This window comes from Aeromonas eucrenophila (assembly GCF_000819865.1).
Lineage (GTDB): Bacteria > Pseudomonadota > Gammaproteobacteria > Enterobacterales > Aeromonadaceae > Aeromonas > Aeromonas eucrenophila.
In genome coordinates, this window is record NZ_CDDF01000016.1 from 64,925 (window position 1) to 82,336 (window position 17,412).

Sequence of the window (17,412 nt, forward strand, 5' to 3'; positions counted from 1 at the left end):
TTAGTTATGTCAAGCTAGGGCAGGGATGGAATGGCAATAACAATAGGCTACGGTTTGCTTGCTCTTTTGGCTGTGGGAATCTGTTTATATCAAGTGTTCATTAGACTAAACCCCGAAGCAAAAACTGTAAGAAAGGGAGTAAAATTATTGTCACGTGCCCTGGGGATTAAGTCATCATTGGTATCACGTATGATGATGGATCTTGGGCCTAAGAATGGTTATGAGCTGTGTCATATGGTGGAGCAAACAAAGGGGAATACAGACGCCCCTTTCCACTTCATATATGAGTGTGGTGCGCTGATATTTTTCTTCCATTGGTGTTTGTATAAGACCCCCTCAGATGTTCATTGGTTGTACCAACACTTAGCAAAACAGGGGTTTTCAATTGATCAGATTAGCATGGATGAAGATGCGTTAGGCATGGCACAGTCGCTACTCTCTAATATTGATTTACGTGGGTACGACTTGCACAAGCTTCACAAAGCCCTCTCTGCTTTCATTGCCAAGTTTGAGGAGTACCTTGATAGTGATGGCAGTCAGGAACCGCCAAGGATCGTTTTAGACTAGGGCTTGATTGTCATGGATTTTTATAGAAAAGTCTCCTTCATAGCGATCATTGCTGTGTTGCTGATCTTGGTGGCAGGGCCATTCCTTTTCAAGTTCTATCCAAACTTTGAAAAGGGAAAGGTTATGTGTGAGTCACAAGGAGGGCACGTTAGCTTTGAAGGACGAGACATCAGGGTTTATGACGATAGAATCGAATTGGTTGGTGTCTGGGGAATATTGGATAGTGGTAAGCCCAGACACATTTTGATCCAAACCAAAGGACGTTTGTGTGTGATTGAAGAAAGCAACGCTGATTAGATAAACACACAGGAAGGCGTCTAGGAGACTCTCTAACGAGGTTTAGGAGATTACCTGTAGAATCCATAGGCTACGCCTAGTGACACTCTATGACATACGTAAGCAGACTAACGCCTTCGGCAAAGAGTAAAAGATACGCCAAAAAGAAGGGAAGAAATCCACACAGTAGGTAGTTAGTAGCCAAGGGCTACAGAAGCATGGGAGAGAAGGGGTTAGTCTTTTCTCTCTTTCCTTTAGGCGTCTTCTTTAGCTTGGCCCTGCCGGCCTGAGGCACATACAGTCAGATAGTTTCTATATACGCCTTCGGCACAATGGGGTGACAAAATGTCACCTATAATAGTATTTATATTATCTGTTACTTTATCTGTTATTAGGTACAAATTGTCACCCCCCCCCCTGACAATTTGTCACCCCTCTTGCACTTAGAAGATGCCCCCTAATGACAAATGGTATCATCCCATCCTCTTAATATAATAGCAGGCTCTCCCCTTCAAGCTGGCTCTGGGCTAGAGTCACATCTATTACTCAATTTTGAGGGGTAGAGGAATGAAACAAGAGATTGTCCCCTGCTACCCACCTGACTATTAAAAAATAGTTGTAGCAGAAACACCTGTCTCACAGGTATATATAAGTATACATAGTTGAAAACTGTAGCCTGCTTGCGCCAGTAAGTGGGCTCTTGCCCGTTCCAAATCAAGATAGAGGTAATGAGATGATGTATTCCCAAGAAAATGGCCTTCGGGTCAAGGTTCCCGCCTTTTGCGCTAATGAGCTAATCAAGCATTTGCCAGAAGGTGTAAAACCGACCCGCTATATCATTGACCTAATCCTGAGGGATTTGGCTACAAAGAAAGAGGATCACAGCACAAGTGATGACGCAACTAGAAATTACAACCAAGATTCTACGCAACCTTCCTAAAGATCTTACCGCCTCCGAACAGATCACCCTGCTGCTTATCTCCACCTTCATTAACCTAGAGCGGGATAAGTGTGCTAGGTGTTGGCCCACGAACAGCCTTTTGGCGGCTCAAACTGGGCTATCTGAACGGGCAATTATCCGAGCCTTGGTAAGGCTGGAGGCAATGGGCCTCATTGAGCGACATACGAAATTTGATCCTGACGCTAACAAGCGGACACGAATTTTAATCCTTAACCTAGACAAGCTGACGCCAGTAAAGGCAGAGCAAGAAGCTAAAGAAGATGCTTGGGAGGATGATTTAGATGACTGGTAAAATCCTATTTCTATATCCCCTTGTAGTCTATTTAACCCACATGATTTCAATTTTTATAATCCAATAGGTAACGACAATGCAACGATACAACTCAACACACGAGCAATTCAACACTGCCAAAGAGGCGGCCAATGCAACCTACTTCACTAAGCTACTGGAACCAGTGCAAGAGCTATTGGCGTTTGGTTACGGGTACAAGGCTTTGGCTTCAGCGCTTAACGCCAAGGGATATTTGACCCAACGAGGCAAACCTTTCTCTCGTGAGAGTGTGCGTACCCTCTTAAATAACTTACGGCTTTCTACAGTGGGAGCGGAAGAACAAGAATGCAAAGAACAATAATAGCGCACCTCGATCAATATGGTCGCTGCTGCGCAGTAGAACGAGAGCGAACAGGGGAGCTAATTCTCCTGGCGGGGAGTTTGGATAACGCGGTGAGTTACAAAGAACTTTCAGAAAGATACATAAGCCTGGCTATGCGAGAGATCAGTAACACCGTCTCCTCCCAAGGCGTCACGGTCGTAGTTGGCGAGGAGGTTGTTACTGTATGAACCTCTATCGCGTCTATTACAACCAACAAGACAAGGCGGTATGTGTAGAGCGCCAAAGCGCAAATGGTATCATCAAAGTGATTGCAGGCATCAGGCCGACCAGCCTTTACAGCCGATTGCTAGTCATTGATACTTTTACTCTCTCTGAAGCAATCGATGAAGCCTTACTCACAAAGCAAGAACAATTGAATAAATCGAAAGGGATGCGCTACCAACGTACCCCAGAGCTAGAGCGAGAGATTAAGCTCGGTTGTTCCCACTCTGTATTGCATACCAAATACGGCCTTTCTAAACGCACTTATCATCGACTGCGTAACGAGCTTATCAGTGCCACTCCCCCTACCCTGTAGGGCAGTACCTCCCCCCTGTGTCACTTCCTCTCTAGCCCTTGTCTATCAAGGCTTAAAACAGCCATTTTTAGCAAAGTAGGACTCTTACTATGTGGTGTTTTCTTAACACACGCAAACGGGTTCCTGTAACCCACTGTGACCACTACCGCGATTATTCAAAATTCAAGAACTATGACATTGATGCCCCTTTCACCTGGGCACCTAACCCCTTTCGGAGAAGTTAAATATGAATGAACAAATCAAAGACCTGTTTCAAGACGAATCAATTAGTGATGATCAGCTTGCAGCCATCATTCAAGAGGCTCAAGGCGACGCCTCTAAAGTGAGCAAGAGCATGAAAGCTCTTGGTATTGGTGCTGGCTCTAAAGAGCACATTGCTTATATGCAGTCATTGAAGAATGATGCTATGCGCAAACATGGATTCTCTGAAGCTCCCCAACAAACAGAATTTACGGGGGAAGAACTAGCCAACGCCAATTGGACAACCAAGCAATGGCAGCAATGGGAACGTGCTAGACGTGTGAAAGCTGGTTATAAGCCAAATCCGCTTAACAACACTCAGGACGCTGTAGAGTTCTTCAAGAAGCTGAGAGGTGGTTAATGCCTCTCATCAAGAAGCCCAAGATAGCAAATTTCAAATTCGGAGGGCAGGCAGATAAGCCTGTCCGCACTCATGAATACAAACCAGATGTTATCAAATTCTCTTACAAGGGCATTGTCATTGAGCGTAAAGGCTCTAGCTACCGCATTACGCCACCCAAACTTAAAGGCTTTGATATGGCTTTGTGTGATGGTGTCTATACCGATACTCGTTCGCTACAAGGGACGCTTGATTTGGCCCTTCTGAACGTTGACAGCGAACGCCAAGAAGAGCTAAGGGCGCTGAATATCAATTACCACTGTCCAGCTTGTAAGGGCGTAACGCTCATTCAGAAGAAAGATTGGCGCGATGAGCGTATCTCTTGCCCTTTATGCGCTCGACACTCCCATTATTCCTACTATGAAGCCGTGAAAGATGAAGTAATCCGGTGACAGAGGGGAAGCGCTTTACCCCTTACGCCTCTCAAGACATACAGCCCCCATCTGATTACTATCCTCTGTTGCTAGTACATCTATGGGGTTGTATTGGCTATTGCAGAGAGGGCCATTTGTCATATTTTCTGTGAGATTTTTTCAAGCCTCATTGCATATATATAAGAACCCCCCTTACCCCCTGCTCCCCTCCATGCAATTCCCCCCAGCAAATCGACGATGCCTCTCTCCGCTCCCCACACAACTTTTCTTCCTGTCCCCTAAAACCACTGTCATTGTGTCAACCTATCACTGGGCAATTGATAGGGCTTGGAATGCCGTCACCATTCCGCCCCTAGCAGTTAGCTAAGTACACTCACAAGTACACTTCAAAACGCCAGAAATAGAAAAGGCGCAGCGGTTACTAACCTACTGCGCCTTTCTGGAATTTGGTGGCCCCTGCCCGACTTGAACGGGCGACCAATCGATTATGAGTCGACTGCTCTAACCAACTGAGCTAAGGGGCCAGAATCTTGGTTTTGCGGCGTGGATTATAGGGGATGCGAGATACCTCGTCCATAGGCAGATCAATCACTTGCCGAGATTTTGTACAGCCGCCGCCAATCTGCCTGCTCCCCATGACGCGTGGAACCCTGATAAAACAAAGCCCCGCATGGCGGGGCTTTTGACAAGGCTGTATCACATGCCCTGGGACTATTCGTCCAGGAAGCTGCGCAGCACTTCCGAGCGGCTCGGGTGGCGCAGTTTGCGCAGAGCCTTGGCTTCGATCTGACGAATACGCTCACGGGTGACGTCGAACTGCTTGCCCACTTCCTCGAGGGTGTGGTCAGTGTTCATGTCGATACCGAAACGCATCCGCAGCACCTTGGCTTCACGGGCGGTCAGACCGGCCAGCACTTCGCGGGTCGCGTTGCGCAGGCTCTCGCTGGTGGCCGCATCCGCTGGCAGGGCCAGGGTGGTGTCTTCGATGAAATCGCCCAAGTGGGAATCTTCATCATCACCGATGGGCGTCTCCATGGAGATGGGCTCCTTGGCGATCTTCAACACCTTGCGGATCTTGTCTTCCGGCATGCCCATGCGCATCGCCAGCTCTTCCGGGTTCGGTTCACGACCCATCTCCTGCAACATCTGACGGGAGATACGGTTGAGCTTGTTGATGGTCTCGATCATGTGCACCGGGATACGGATGGTACGGGCCTGATCCGCGATGGAGCGGGTAATGGCCTGACGGATCCACCAAGTGGCATAGGTCGAGAACTTGTAGCCACGACGGTATTCAAACTTATCCACCGCCTTCATCAGACCGATGTTGCCTTCCTGGATCAGATCCAGGAACTGCAGACCACGGTTGGTGTATTTCTTGGCGATGGAGATAACCAGACGCAAGTTCGCTTCGACCATCTCTTTCTTCGCACGGCGGGCCTTGGCCTCACCGATGCTCATGCGACGGTTGATGTCCTTGATCTGGGCAATCGACAGACCGGTTTCTTCTTCGATCTGCTGCAGCTTGCCGATGGCACGCAGCACGTCTTCATCCATCTCCAGCAGGCGGGGAGACCAGGCCTTGCCGGCCTGCTTCTGGTATTCGAACCAGGCAGTCTCGCACTCGTTGTTGGTGAAGGCCGCGACGAAGGTTTTCTTCGGCATCTTGGCCTGCTCAACGCAGAGTTTCATGATGATGCGTTCCTGCACGCGAACCCGCTCCATCATCTCGCGCATGTTGTTGACCAAGCGATCGAACTGCTTGGGCATCAGGCGGAATTGACGGAACACATCGGCCAGCTGGGCGATAGCGGCCTGGGTCTCATCGTGGGCGCGACCATTCTTCTGAATGGAGAGACGGGTTACTTCGTACTGAGCACGCAGTTCACCGAACTTCTCACGAGCGACTTCGGGATCCGGACCACCGTCCCCCTCGTCGTCGGCGTCGTCACCATCACCGTCTTCATCTTCGTCTTCATCTTCATCTTCGTCAGCCAGATCATCTTCGCTGAGTTCGGAGCCGATATGAGTGGCGGTCGGTGCCACGTCATCCGCTTCGTTCGGATCGATAAAACCGGAGATGATGTCGGACAGACGCAGCTGCTCGGCTTCGTACTTGTCGTACTGTTCGAGCAGGTAAGTGATGGCTTCGGGGTACTCGGCAACGGAGCTTTGTACCTGATTGATACCGTCTTCGATCCGCTTGGCGATGTCGATTTCGCCTTCGCGGGTCAACAGTTCGACGGTACCCATTTCCCGCATGTACATGCGGACGGGATCGGTCGTGCGACCAATCTCAGATTCAACAGATGCCAGAGCCTGGGCCGCTGCTTCGGCAGCGTCCTCATCGGCAGTACCACCTTCGGCCATGATCAGGTCATCGGCATCCGGGGCGTTCTCCACCACCTGGATACCCATGTCGTTGATCATCTGGATGATGTCTTCGATCTGGTCAGAGTCGACAATGTCTTGCGGGAGGTGATCGTTCACCTCGGCATAGGTCAGGTAGCCCTGTTCTTTACCTTTGGCAACGAGGAGTTTAAGCTGAGACTGCGGGGTTTGCTCCATAGAACTCATCCGGTTGGTGTTGCTAGGTTGCGCGTACAGTGCGCTGCTGCGCAAATAGCCAATTCTAATAGAAAACCGCCAGACATGCTATGTCTGGTTGCGGCGTCGGTCATGAGAAACCCCTGCCCGCAGTATTGTCGGGGCCAGGCGGTTATAAAATTTTTGCTTTTAATCCCGTCGATTCGGGCAACAGTAGACATATTGGGGCCCATCACTCAAATATCAAGCCCCGCTCTCATTTCTTTTCTCAGTCTGTACCTCTTTGATCAGCATCATCAGCTCCTGTGTTTCCTCAGAGCTTAGTCCCTCCTGGGCCACCTTGGTCTGCAATTCTTCAATCCGTTGCTTCAGAAACTGATTGATGAATCCGACGAAGGTATCCTGCAACTCCCCCAGAATATCCGGCTCTTGATCGAGCTTGATATCTTCAAACAGGTCGTGCATCGCCAGTTGGGCGAGGATCTCTCCCTCCCGGGTGCCACGCCAATGCTCCAGCAAGATGCCGGTGGTGACCGCGGGCTGGGACAGGATCTGTTGATGCAGCTGCAGCAGGAACTGGATGCCCTGCACCCGCAACCCGGCCAACTCCGGCATGGCCGGCAACTCGGCCGTCACCGCCGGGTATTGCAGCATCAGCGCCAGCGCGCGGCGGATCGGCGTCAGCTTGGCGGCCTTGGGCTTGGTGAGCTCGGCCTTGGGTTGGCTGTTGCGGGCAAACAGCTCGGCGATCCGCTGCTTGTTCTCCCCCCAGCGCATCATGCTGGAGAGCCGGGTGATCAGTCCCTCGCGGGTGAAGCCTTCCGGCACCCGGCGAATCAGCTCGGCCGCCTTGTTGGCGACTTCGAATTTGCCCGCCTCACCGGAGAGCGCGGCATCCCGTCCCAGACGCTCGAACATGAAATCGGCGAAGGGCTGCGCTTCGTCCAGCAGGGCTTCGAAGCCCTCCTTGCCAATCTGGCGCACCAGGGAATCCGGATCTTCACCATCTGGCAGGAACACAAACTTGAGCTCCCGCCCGTCCTGCAGGTGAGGCAGCGCATTGTCCAGCGCCCGCCAGGCCGCCTCGCGACCGGCATTGTCACCGTCATAGCAACAGACCACTTCGGCCGTGGTACGGAACAGGGTATGGATATGGTCGCTGGTAGTGGCCGTACCAAGCGCAGCCACCGCATAGTCGATGTCGTACTGGCCGAGGGCCACCACGTCCATGTAGCCTTCCACCACCAGGATCCGGCGAGGATCCTTGTGTGCCTGCTTCACCTCGTAGAGGCCAAACAGTTCTCGTCCCTTGTGGAAAATGGGCGTTTCCGGCGAGTTGAGGTACTTGGGCGTGCCATCGCCGAGCACCCGGCCACCGAAGCCGATGACCCGGCCGCGCTTGTCACGGATCGGGAACATGATGCGATCGCGGAAACGATCATAACTACCGGGGCCGCTATCGCGCGTGATCAGCATGCCGCCGGAGATAAGCAACTGCTCGTGATCCCGGCTGGCACCAAAACGGCGCCTCACCTGATCCCAATCTGCAGGGGCATAACCGATATTGAAGCGCTTGACCACTTCCCCGGTCAGACCACGGCCCTTCAAATATTCGACAGCTTGGGGTGCACTCTTCAGATTGCTCTCGTAGAAGCGGGCAATCTGGCTCATCAGTTCAAAGAGATCCTTGCTGACGGCAGGCTGTGCCTTGCCCGTCCCGCCCGCATTCTGCTCACGGGGCACCTGCATACCCTGCAGGTTGGCAAGCTCTTCGATGGCATCGGGGAATTCGAGTCCGTCGTACTCCATGACAAAGCCGATGGCGTTGCCGTGGGCGCCACAACCGAAACAGTGATAAAACTGCTTCTCCTGACTGACGGTGAAAGAGGGGCTTTTTTCGTTATGAAAAGGGCAGCAAGCCTGATAGTTCTTGCCGGCTTTTTTCAGACGCACTCGTGAATCGATCAGCTCGACTATGTCTGTGCGTACGAGCAGATCATCGATAAAGGATTGTGGGATCCTGCCTGCCATAACCGTCCTGTTTCATGACTCGGAAAATAAAAAAGCCGCGCATTCACAGGGAAGCACGGCTTCTTTCGACTAACAAGAGAAATGCCTGTTATGCCAAACGGGTTTTCACCTGAGCGCTGACAGCGCCGACATCGGCACGCCCCTGAATCTTCGGCTTCAGAACAGCCATGACCTTGCCCATATCAGCCATGACGGCAGCACCACTTTCAGCGATGGCTTGCTCGATCAACGCGGCAATTTCGTCTGCGGTCAGCTGTTGCGGCAGGAATTCCTGCAGAACCAAGATCTCGGCAGACTCGATGTCGGCAAGATCCTGACGACCGGCAGCTTCAAATTGGCTGATGGAATCGCGGCGCTGTTTGACCATCTTGGTCACGACAGCGAGGATATCCTCATCATTGAGCTCGATACGGGAATCAACTTCACGCTGCTTGATTTCTGCCATCAACAAACGGATCGTCCCCAGGCGAGCCTTATCTCTGGCAAGCATGGCGAGTTTTTGTTGATCCTTGAGTTGATCCTTCAGAGACACGGCATTATCCCCAATTAGTACAGGCGGATACGACGTGCGTTTTCGCGGGACAGCTTCTTGGCGTGACGCTTAACGGCAGACGCTTTGGCGCGCTTACGGATGGTAGTCGGCTTCTCGTAGAACTCACGGCTACGAACTTCAGACAGGATACCGGCCTTTTCGCAAGAACGCTTGAAGCGACGCAGAGCAACGTCAAACGGCTCATTTTCACGGACTTTGATTACTGGCATGTGCCTTTCACCTCAGTGATATATTGTTAGCTGACCATCAGTCGATCAGCATGTCTTAAAATGGTGCGAAATTATACTCTGGACAGGGAATGAAAGTAAACCCGTAGAGATCGCTCTGGTTTAAAAAACCCGCGAAGGTTACCATAGCCGTCTCATTTTAGCAGTGAAATTTTTTAGCAATGCGTGTATTGGGTATAGAGACATCCTGTGACGAAACCGGGATCGCGATCTTCGATGATCAAAAAGGGATCCTTTCCCATCAGTTATACAGCCAGGTCAAGCTGCATGCGGACTACGGTGGCGTTGTCCCCGAGCTCGCCAGCCGGGATCATGTACGCAAGACGATCCCCTTGATCCAGGCCGCATTGCAAGAGGCGGGGCTGGGCAAGGATGACATCGACGGCATCGCCTACACCGCCGGTCCGGGCCTGGTTGGCGCCATTCTGGTCGGTGCCACCATAGGCCGCTCCTTGGCCATGGCGTGGAACAAACCAGCCATCGCCGTGCACCACATGGAGGGTCATCTGCTTGCCCCCATGCTGGAAGAGAAAGCCCCCGAATTCCCCTTCGTGGCGCTGCTGGTCTCCGGCGGTCACTCCATGCTGGTGCGGGTCGACGGCATCGGCAGCTATCAGCTGCTGGGAGAGTCCATCGACGACGCCGCCGGCGAGGCCTTCGACAAGACCGCCAAGCTGATGGGGCTGGACTATCCAGGTGGCCCCCTGCTGTCGCGTCTTGCCGAGAAGGGCACCACGGGGCGCTTCGTCTTCCCGCGTCCCATGACCGACCGACCCGGCCTCGACATGAGCTTCTCCGGCCTCAAGACCTTTGCCGCCAACACCATTGCGGCCAATGACAACGATGAGCAGACCCGCGCCGATATCGCCCGCGCCTTCGAGGATGCGGTGGTCGACACCCTGGCCATCAAGTGCCGCCGTGCCCTGAAAGAGACGGGTCTGCAGCGCCTGGTTGTCGCCGGTGGCGTCAGCGCCAACCGCCACCTGCGGGCCCAGCTGGCCGAGCTGATGGAGAGCCTCAAGGGCGAGGTATTCTATCCCCGCACCGAATACTGCACCGACAACGGCGCCATGATCGCCTACGCCGGCATGCAGCGCCTCAAGGCTGGCGTGTTTGAACCCCTGGTCATCAAGGCGGTGCCACGCTGGCCGCTGGACACCCTGGATCCGGTGTGATCCACAGGATCCATTGCAATATAAAAAAGGGGCCTCAGGCCCCTTTTTGTTGTTTCTGACTGCAACGCTTAGTTTGTGCGGAACAATGCCTCGATGGAGAGCCCTTGCCCCATCAGGATCTCCCGCAGACGACGCAGCCCCTCGACCTGGATCTGGCGCACCCGCTCCCGGGTCAAGCCGATCTCGGCCCCCACGTCTTCCAGAGTCGCGGGTTCATAGCCGAGCAGGCCGAAGCGGCGAGCTAGCACCTCACGCTGCTTGGGATTAAGCTCTTCCAGCCAATGCACTATGCTGGCGCGCATGTCGTCGTCCTGGGACTCCAGCTCCGGGCCCATGCCGCGCTCGTCGGAGAGCACATCCAGCAGCGCCTTGTCCCGATCTCCACCGATGGGGGTATCCACCGAGGTGATCTTCTCATTGAGCTTGAGCATGCGATTCACGTCGTCGACCGAACGATCCAGCGCGTGGGCAATGTCCTCGGCGGTAGGTTCATGATCGAGACGATGGGAGAGCTCGCGGGCGGTACGCAGATAGACGTTCAGCTCCTTGACCACATGAATGGGCAGACGGATGGTGCGGGTCTGGTTCATGATGGCCCGCTCTATGGTCTGGCGGATCCACCAGGTGGCATAGGTGGAGAAACGGAAGCCGCGCTCGGGATCGAATTTTTCGACCGCACGGATGAGACCGAGGTTGCCCTCTTCGATGAGATCCAGCAGCACCAGGCCGCGGTTGTTGTAGCGACGGGCGATCTTGACCACCAAACGCAGGTTGGATTCGATCATGCGCTTGCGGGCGGCTTTGTCACCACGCAAGGCACGACGGGCGTAATAGACTTCTTCTTCGGCAGTGAGCAAGGGGGAGAATCCTATCTCCCCCAGGTAGAGCTGGGTGGCATCCATTACCTTGTTCAGTTCGGGCACCATGAGCTCGTCGGAGATGGTCTCCTCGGCCTCGGCGGCGACTTCCTGAACTTCTTCTTCCTCTTGAGACTCCAGCTCCTCGTCGAACTCTAACTCTGCATCCTGCATTACCAGTTGTTCTTGGCTCATGATATGTCTCCCTGACCTGAACCAGAGCAAGACTCAGCTCTCTGGGTTAACGCTTTGGCAAATAGCCCATCGGGTTGATTGACTTGCCTTTGTACCGGATTTCAAAGTGCAAGCGCACATCCGGCGCATCCGTGCTACCCATATTGGCGATGACAGCCCCGCCCTTGACGGAGTCTCCCTCCTTCACCCTCAACTCATCGTTGTGGGCATAGGCCGAGAGGTAGTCATCGTTGTGCTTGAGAATAATCAGCTTGCCATAACCCCGCAGTGCGCTACCCGCGTAGACCACCTTGCCACCGCTCGCGGCGTAGATGGGTTGCCCCTTCTGGCCCGAGATATCGATACCCTTGTTCCCCTGTTCCGCAACAGAGAAACCTTCGACGATCCGGCCTTGTGTCGGCCAGTGCCACGAGAGTGTCGACTGGGAGTTGCTGTTTTTTTGTTCTGTCGACTGAGCGTATGCTGTTGAAGATGCCGGAGCAATGCTTTTTTGTGAGATGAATGGGGTGGTCGTACCTGCTGGTGCGGTCGCCAGCGGTTTGGGGCCGGAACTGGTCACAGCCGGTGTCGTCACCGCCACCATCTGACCGCCGCTCGCCACACTGGACGACGGCACGCTCAGCACCTGGCCGACATGCAGTCCATAGGGTGCCTGCAGATTGTTGCGCTGGGCCAGCGTCTGGTTGGATACGTTGAACTGGCGGCCAATGCTGCTCAGCGTGTCGCCACGGCGCACTTCATAAGTGCCGTTACTGGCCACGCTGCCATGGCTGGCAACACTCGCTGCGCTCACCACAGTACCGGATGATGCACCATCCAGCCGGAGCTGCTGACCCGGATAGATGTTGTAGGGGGGGCTGATGCCATTGAGACTGACCAGGGACGCGACATCCATGCCCGAGCGGAATGCGATGGAATAGAGGGTGTCCCCCTTGACCACAGTGTAACCGCCACCCGGAATGACGGGCTTGGTCATGCCTTGACGCGTCGGTATGGTCGAGGCGACCGGATCATTGCCCAGACTCTGTACCGGAGCAGCAGTCTTGCTGGAAGAGCAGGCAAGCAGCAGCCACGACAACACGACAACACTGCTACCTTGCCAAACACGCGAACGCATAGTGGATCCTTAACGACTAAACCAGAAATAGGCCGCAACGGCCAAACCAATACAGAGCCAACCCAGCACATCCACATAGTGCATCAGCTTGCGCTCCATCTTCTCACCGCCCCAGCGCATCAGGCCCGCCACCAGGAAGAAGCGCATGCCACGACCTATCAGCGAGGTCAGGATGAAGGGCAATAGCGCCATGTGGAGCAGGCCCGCCGTGACGGTAAACACCTTGTAGGGGATCGGCGTGAAACTGGCAATAAAAATCACCCAGATGCCCCATTGTTCAAACCACTGCTCGGCCAGGGAAATCTTGTCTTCATAACCGACCGAGACCACCAGCGGCTGCACCACGGGATCCCATAAGGCATAGCCAAGCAGGTAACCAAACAGCGCCCCCAATACCGAGCACAGGGTCGCCAGGGCGGCATAGTGCCAGGCCCGCCGGGGCTTGGCCAGTGCCATGGGGGCCAGCATCACATCCACCGGAATGGGCCAGAACACCGACTCGATGAAGGCCGTGATCGCCAGATAATAAGGTGCGTATTGATGGCGAGCCCAGCGCATCACCACGGCATAGAGGCGGGAAAACAGCGTCACTCGACATCTCCGTCGACAAGAGGTACGAAACGCACCGGCTCCAGCACCCGGCTGGTCAGTTGGGAGCCAGAACGTTCGATCAGCTGCAGCGTCTGCTGGCTGTCACCCACAGGCAACACCAGGCGGCCGCCATCGGCCAGCTGATCGGTCAGGGCCTTGGGCACCTCACTCGCCGCCGCCGTCACCAGGATAGCGTCGAACGGCCCCTTGTTGGGCCAACCAAGCCAGCCGTTGCCATGCTTGGCCGAGACGTTGTGCAGATCGAGCTGACGCAACCGGCGCCTGGCCAGGAATTGCAGCGACTTGATCCGCTCCACCGTATAGACATGCTCCACCAGGTGAGCCAGCACGGCGGTCTGATAACCGGAGCCCGTGCCTATCTCCAGCACATGGGCCGGATTGTTCTGGATCAGCAGCTCTGTCATCCGCGCCACTATGTAAGGCTGCGAGATGGTCTGGCCCTGACCGATGGGCAGGGCCGTGTTGTCCCAGGCCTTGTGCGCCATGGCTTCATCCACAAATAGCTGGCGCGGCACTTTCGCAATCGCCGCGAGCACGCGGAAATCGCGAATGTCCTGAGCGATCAGCTGATTCAACAGGCGCTGTACGATCACCGCGTCATCCCTGCAGATCCAGCCAGGCTCCCAGACTCGCCAGACTGCCATAGGCCGTCATGTCGATGGTCAAGGGGGTGATGGAGACATAACCCTGCTCGATGGCGGCGAAATCCGTGCCCTCCCCCGCATCCTGCTGGCTGCCCGGCGGGCCTATCCAGTAGATGGGTTGACCACGGGGATCCTCGGTACGGATCACCGCCTCGGCCCGATGGCGATTGCCAAGACGGGTCACCCTGATCCCCTTGATCTGCTCGATCGGCAGATCCGGCACATTGACGTTGAGGATCTGGTCGGCAGGCAAGGGGTGCACCATCAGGCCTCGCACCAGCTGGGCCGCATAGTGGGCCGCCGTGGCGAAGTGGGTCTTGCCCACCAGGGAGATGGCGAGCGACGGGAAGCCGAGGTGACGTCCCTCGGTCGCGGCCGCTACCGTGCCCGAGTAGATTACATCATCCCCCAGATTGGCGCCGTGGTTGATACCGGCCACCACCATGTCCGGCTCGGGGCGCACCAGCTCGTTGACCGCGAGGTGCACGCAGTCGGTCGGCGTTCCCTTGACCGCATAGCTCTTGCTCCCGTGAAAGGCAGCATCGCTGATGCGGGTGACCCGCAGCGGCACTTCCAGCGTCAGAGAATGACTGGCGCCACTGCGGTTGCGATCCGGCGCCACCACAATGACCTCGCCACAGGCCGTCAGTGCCGTGCTGAGGGCAAGGATCCCCTCGGCATGTACTCCATCGTCATTACTGACCAGAATTCGCATCGGTTGGGTTCCTGAAACCGTGATCGGCCTCTTCGGCCTGCATTAACTCGCGTACCACGCTGGTGGCAAAGGCGCCCGCCGGCAGGAAGAACGACAGGGTCAGCGCGTCGGCGCCCAGCTCCCAGCTCATCCCTTCCGGTTGCAGCAGCAGCGGGCGTCTGTCCTGATCCAGCCCGGCCTTCTCCAGGCCCGCGCACCAGTCGGGGTAAGCGGCCAGCACGCCCAGTTCGAATTCGGCGGCGGCGCCCTGACTGGCCAGCCGGCCACGGCCCCACTGGGGAGCGGTCAGTTGCACGTCACCCGAGGCCAACCGCGCCTCCAGCTCGGGGGTCACCGCCTCCTCGCTGAAGATGGAGTGGCTGCCCTTGAGCATCAGACAATCACCGGCCAGCAGCTGGTGAGCCAGCCCCTGCTCGATGCGGGCGCTGACGATGGCGTTGAACAGCATGCTGCGGGCGGCGGAAAGATAGAGGGAGCGCTTGTTGCGATCGTTGATCCGCTTGCCGGCGAACATCGCCTTGGCCGCCTCCAGGTTGTTGCCACCGCGACCGAAGCGCTGCTCGCCGTAATAGTTCGGCACCCCCTGGCTGGCGATGGCCTGCAGGCGGGATGCCAGCCCATCGGCTTGCTCTATGCCGGTCAGGCGCAGGGTGAAGTGATTGCCCTTGAGGTAACCGACCCGCAGCTTCTTGTTGTGACGCTTGGCCTGCAGGATCTGGATGCTGTCGCTCTGGATGACCGACAGATCGGGTTCACCCTTGCCCGGCAAGTGAATGCCGAACCACTGCTCGGTCACCGCGTGGCGATCCTTGAGGCCGGCCCAGGTCACCGCATTGCGGTTGACCCCGGCCGCGTCGGCCAGCAGACCCGCGACCCAGGCGGTGTTCTCACCGGTCTTGCGCACCCGCACGAAGATATGTTCACCCTCACCGCAGGGTTCGAAGCCGAGATCCTCGACCACCACGAAGTCACTGGCCTCGGCTTTGAGGATTCCGCGAGCGGTCGGCGCCCCGTGCAGATAGCTAAGCTGTTCCAACATTATTGTTTCACCAGTAAGACGACGGCTTCGGTGGCAATCCCTTCCTTGCGCCCCGTAAAACCAAGCTGTTCGGTGGTGGTCGCCTTGACGTTCACCCGGTTCAAATCACATTGCAGATCCGCCGCCAGCACGGCGCACATGGCATCGATATGGGGCGCCATCTTGGGAGCCTGGGCGATGATGGTCACGTCCAGGTTGCCGATGGCATAGCCTGCCTGCCGCACCCGGGCATAGACGTCCCGCAGCAGGATGCGACTGTCGATCCCCTTGAACTCGGCGGCGGTATCGGGGAAGTGGCGGCCGATGTCGCCGGCGCCGATGGCACCGAGCAGGGCATCGCTCACCGCGTGCAGCACCACATCACCGTCGGAGTGGGCCAGCAAACCCTGCTCATAGGGCACCGCCACGCCGCCCAGCATACAGGGGCCGACGCCGCCAAACTTGTGCACATCAAAACCGTGTCCAATCCGCATCATGCCTGACTTCCCTCCAACATATAGGAACCTTTCTCATCCAAGCCGTGCACATCAAAACCATGACCAATGCGGATCATGCCTGCTCCTTCAAGTCACTTCGTCGCGAGGACGGATTATGCCTGCTGGCTTAAAAACAGCCCCGCCAGAGAGAGATCCTCCGGCCGGGTCACCTTGATATTGTCGGCGCGCCCTTCCACCATCCGCACCGGGAAACCGGCCCGCTCCATGGCGGAGGCCTCATCGGTGATGCTGGCGCCGAGCGCCAATCCTTCCTCCAGCGCGCGCTTGAGGCGGACGGTGGGGAACATCTGCGGGGTCAGTGCATGCCAGAGCTGTTCGCGCTCGACGGTCGCCACTATGTTGCCAGCCGCGTCGGTGCGCTTCATGGTATCGCGTACCCGGCTGCCGAGGATGGCGCCATCGCACGTCAGGGCCGCCGCGATCAGCACATCGAGATCGCCGTGACAGAGGCAGGGACGGGCGGCATCGTGCACCAGCACCCAGTCCGAGCTCGCCACCTGCAGGGCATTGAGTACCGAGTAGGCGCGCTCCGCACCGCCTTCGACCCGCAGGATGCGTGGATCGGCAGCGATGGGCAGTGCATCGAACCAGCCATCGTGGGGCGCCAGCGCCACTATCACCTGGGCGATGGCCGGGTGGGACAACAGACAGCCGAGGGTATGCTCCAGAATGGTCTTCCCCGCCAGCGGCAGGTATTGCTTCGGGCACTCGGCGCCCATGCGGCTGCCGATACCGGCGGCCGGCACTATGGCGGTCAAGCCGGTGGCTATCTGCCTGCGGTGGTGATCAGTCATCGTATGGCGCACCGTCCGGCTCTGTTACCTGGTCTTTTTCCTTGGGAATGATCCGGTAGAAGGTCTCACCCTGCTTGATGTAACCGAGATCGTTGCGCGACAACTCCTCGATGGCCTCGAGGCCCGAGGTGAGATCGTCGATCTCACGATAAATCAAATTGTTGCGATCCTTGAGAGTCAGATTGTCCTGCTGCTGCCGGTTGATGGCATCGGAGAGTTCCCGATAGTCGGAGAGGCCGTTCTTCCCCAGCCAGAAATCATACTGCAGCCCTCCCAACAGGAAGAGCAGGATAAGAGTGAATAGCCGCATGCACTGAATCTCCTTCAAGCGGCCTAGTTTCCCATATTCGCAGGCAAGACAAAAGGAAGCCGGTGTGCCAGACGGGTAAGGGGGAATAAA

20 protein-coding genes and 1 tRNA gene are annotated in these 17,412 nt (G+C 56.1%); 7 read left to right on the forward strand and 14 right to left on the reverse strand.

Translation table 11 applies throughout. The features are described 5' to 3' along the window. The first annotated feature begins 30 nt into the window (after nucleotides 1-30). From BN1124_RS21400 to BN1124_RS16310, 6 genes are all read left to right on the forward strand, one after another. A complete protein-coding gene (locus tag BN1124_RS21400; protein WP_143239016.1) occupies nucleotides 31-567 on the forward strand; it encodes a hypothetical protein in 537 nt (178 codons plus the stop codon). A gap of 1,169 nt (nucleotides 568-1,736) precedes the next feature. After that, a complete protein-coding gene (locus BN1124_RS16295; protein WP_042643602.1) occupies nucleotides 1,737-2,096 on the forward strand; it encodes a helix-turn-helix domain-containing protein in 360 nt (119 codons plus the stop codon). 76 nt (nucleotides 2,097-2,172) lie between these two features. Further along, a complete protein-coding gene (locus BN1124_RS21010) occupies nucleotides 2,173-2,436 on the forward strand; it encodes a recombinase family protein (RefSeq protein ID WP_082041660.1) in 264 nt (87 codons plus the stop codon). Nucleotides 2,437-2,641: 205 nt separating this feature from the next. Further along, complete coding sequence (locus BN1124_RS16300; RefSeq protein WP_042643605.1) at nucleotides 2,642-2,995, forward strand: hypothetical protein; 354 nt, start codon at nucleotides 2,642-2,644, stop codon at nucleotides 2,993-2,995. Between the two features lie 226 nt (nucleotides 2,996-3,221). After that, entirely contained in the window at nucleotides 3,222-3,596 is a 375-nt protein-coding gene (locus BN1124_RS16305) for a hypothetical protein (RefSeq protein ID WP_042643607.1), read from the forward strand. Beyond that, entirely contained in the window at nucleotides 3,596-4,027 is a 432-nt protein-coding gene (locus BN1124_RS16310) for a hypothetical protein (protein ID WP_042643609.1), read from the forward strand. The genes BN1124_RS16305 and BN1124_RS16310 overlap by 1 nt, the downstream gene beginning before the upstream one ends. A 429-nt stretch (nucleotides 4,028-4,456) precedes the next feature. Here BN1124_RS16310 and BN1124_RS16315 read toward each other — a convergent pair. The 5 genes from BN1124_RS16315 to rpsU all read right to left on the reverse strand — a co-directional run bounded on the left by BN1124_RS16315 (nucleotide 4,457) and on the right by rpsU (nucleotide 9,349). Beyond that, nucleotides 4,457-4,533: transfer RNA gene (locus BN1124_RS16315), tRNA-Ile, on the reverse strand. Between the two features lie 187 nt (nucleotides 4,534-4,720). Further along, on the reverse strand, nucleotides 4,721-6,616 hold the full coding sequence (gene rpoD / locus BN1124_RS16320; RefSeq protein WP_331415522.1) for an RNA polymerase sigma factor RpoD: 1,896 nt from the start codon (nucleotides 6,614-6,616) through the stop codon (nucleotides 4,721-4,723). A 183-nt stretch (nucleotides 6,617-6,799) separates the two neighbouring features. After that, nucleotides 6,800-8,587, reverse strand: coding sequence for a DNA primase (dnaG, locus tag BN1124_RS16325; protein WP_042643613.1), 1,788 nt, complete (start codon nucleotides 8,585-8,587; stop codon nucleotides 6,800-6,802). Between the two features lie 88 nt (nucleotides 8,588-8,675). Beyond that, a complete protein-coding gene (locus BN1124_RS16330) occupies nucleotides 8,676-9,119 on the reverse strand; it encodes a GatB/YqeY domain-containing protein (RefSeq protein ID WP_033128826.1) in 444 nt (147 codons plus the stop codon). A gap of 14 nt (nucleotides 9,120-9,133) precedes the next feature. Then, complete coding sequence (gene rpsU / locus BN1124_RS21015; RefSeq protein WP_005309452.1) at nucleotides 9,134-9,349, reverse strand: 30S ribosomal protein S21; 216 nt, start codon at nucleotides 9,347-9,349, stop codon at nucleotides 9,134-9,136. 179 nt (nucleotides 9,350-9,528) lie between these two features. Here rpsU and tsaD point away from each other — a divergent pair, with 179 nt between their 5' ends. After that, the gene (gene tsaD, locus BN1124_RS16335) at nucleotides 9,529-10,542 is read left to right on the forward strand and encodes a tRNA (adenosine(37)-N6)-threonylcarbamoyltransferase complex transferase subunit TsaD (RefSeq protein WP_042643615.1); all 1,014 of its coding nucleotides are present in this window, start codon (nucleotides 9,529-9,531) and stop codon (nucleotides 10,540-10,542) included. Between the two features lie 68 nt (nucleotides 10,543-10,610). Here tsaD and rpoS read toward each other — a convergent pair whose 3' ends face one another. The 9 genes from rpoS to ftsB all read right to left on the reverse strand — a co-directional run bounded on the left by rpoS (nucleotide 10,611) and on the right by ftsB (nucleotide 17,322). Then, a complete protein-coding gene (gene rpoS, locus BN1124_RS16340; RefSeq protein ID WP_042643617.1) occupies nucleotides 10,611-11,594 on the reverse strand; it encodes an RNA polymerase sigma factor RpoS in 984 nt (327 codons plus the stop codon). Nucleotides 11,595-11,640: 46 nt separating this feature from the next. Then, entirely contained in the window at nucleotides 11,641-12,711 is a 1,071-nt protein-coding gene (locus BN1124_RS16345) for a LysM peptidoglycan-binding domain-containing protein (protein ID WP_042643619.1), read from the reverse strand. Between the two features lie 9 nt (nucleotides 12,712-12,720). Next, nucleotides 12,721-13,302: a YqaA family protein gene (locus tag BN1124_RS16350; protein ID WP_042643621.1), complete on the reverse strand. Its 582-nt coding sequence runs from the start codon at nucleotides 13,300-13,302 to the stop codon at nucleotides 12,721-12,723. Further along, nucleotides 13,299-13,916, reverse strand: a complete 618-nt coding sequence (locus BN1124_RS16355) for a protein-L-isoaspartate(D-aspartate) O-methyltransferase (RefSeq protein ID WP_042643623.1) — start codon at nucleotides 13,914-13,916, stop codon at nucleotides 13,299-13,301. Before BN1124_RS16355 ends, BN1124_RS16350 begins: the two co-directional genes overlap by 4 nt. A 4-nt stretch (nucleotides 13,917-13,920) precedes the next feature. Further along, nucleotides 13,921-14,682: a 5'/3'-nucleotidase SurE gene (gene surE, locus BN1124_RS16360; RefSeq protein ID WP_042643625.1), complete on the reverse strand. Its 762-nt coding sequence runs from the start codon at nucleotides 14,680-14,682 to the stop codon at nucleotides 13,921-13,923. Beyond that, complete coding sequence (gene truD / locus BN1124_RS16365) at nucleotides 14,663-15,721, reverse strand: tRNA pseudouridine(13) synthase TruD (protein ID WP_042643626.1); 1,059 nt, start codon at nucleotides 15,719-15,721, stop codon at nucleotides 14,663-14,665. Before truD ends, surE begins: the two co-directional genes overlap by 20 nt. Further along, entirely contained in the window at nucleotides 15,721-16,197 is a 477-nt protein-coding gene (gene ispF / locus BN1124_RS16370) for a 2-C-methyl-D-erythritol 2,4-cyclodiphosphate synthase (protein ID WP_042643627.1), read from the reverse strand. Before ispF ends, truD begins: the two co-directional genes overlap by 1 nt. A 113-nt stretch (nucleotides 16,198-16,310) precedes the next feature. Beyond that, entirely contained in the window at nucleotides 16,311-17,012 is a 702-nt protein-coding gene (ispD, locus tag BN1124_RS16375) for a 2-C-methyl-D-erythritol 4-phosphate cytidylyltransferase (protein ID WP_042643629.1), read from the reverse strand. Next, nucleotides 17,005-17,322, reverse strand: coding sequence for a cell division protein FtsB (ftsB, locus tag BN1124_RS16380; RefSeq protein WP_033128836.1), 318 nt, complete (start codon nucleotides 17,320-17,322; stop codon nucleotides 17,005-17,007). Before ftsB ends, ispD begins: the two co-directional genes overlap by 8 nt. Nucleotides 17,323-17,412 lie beyond the last annotated feature (90 nt).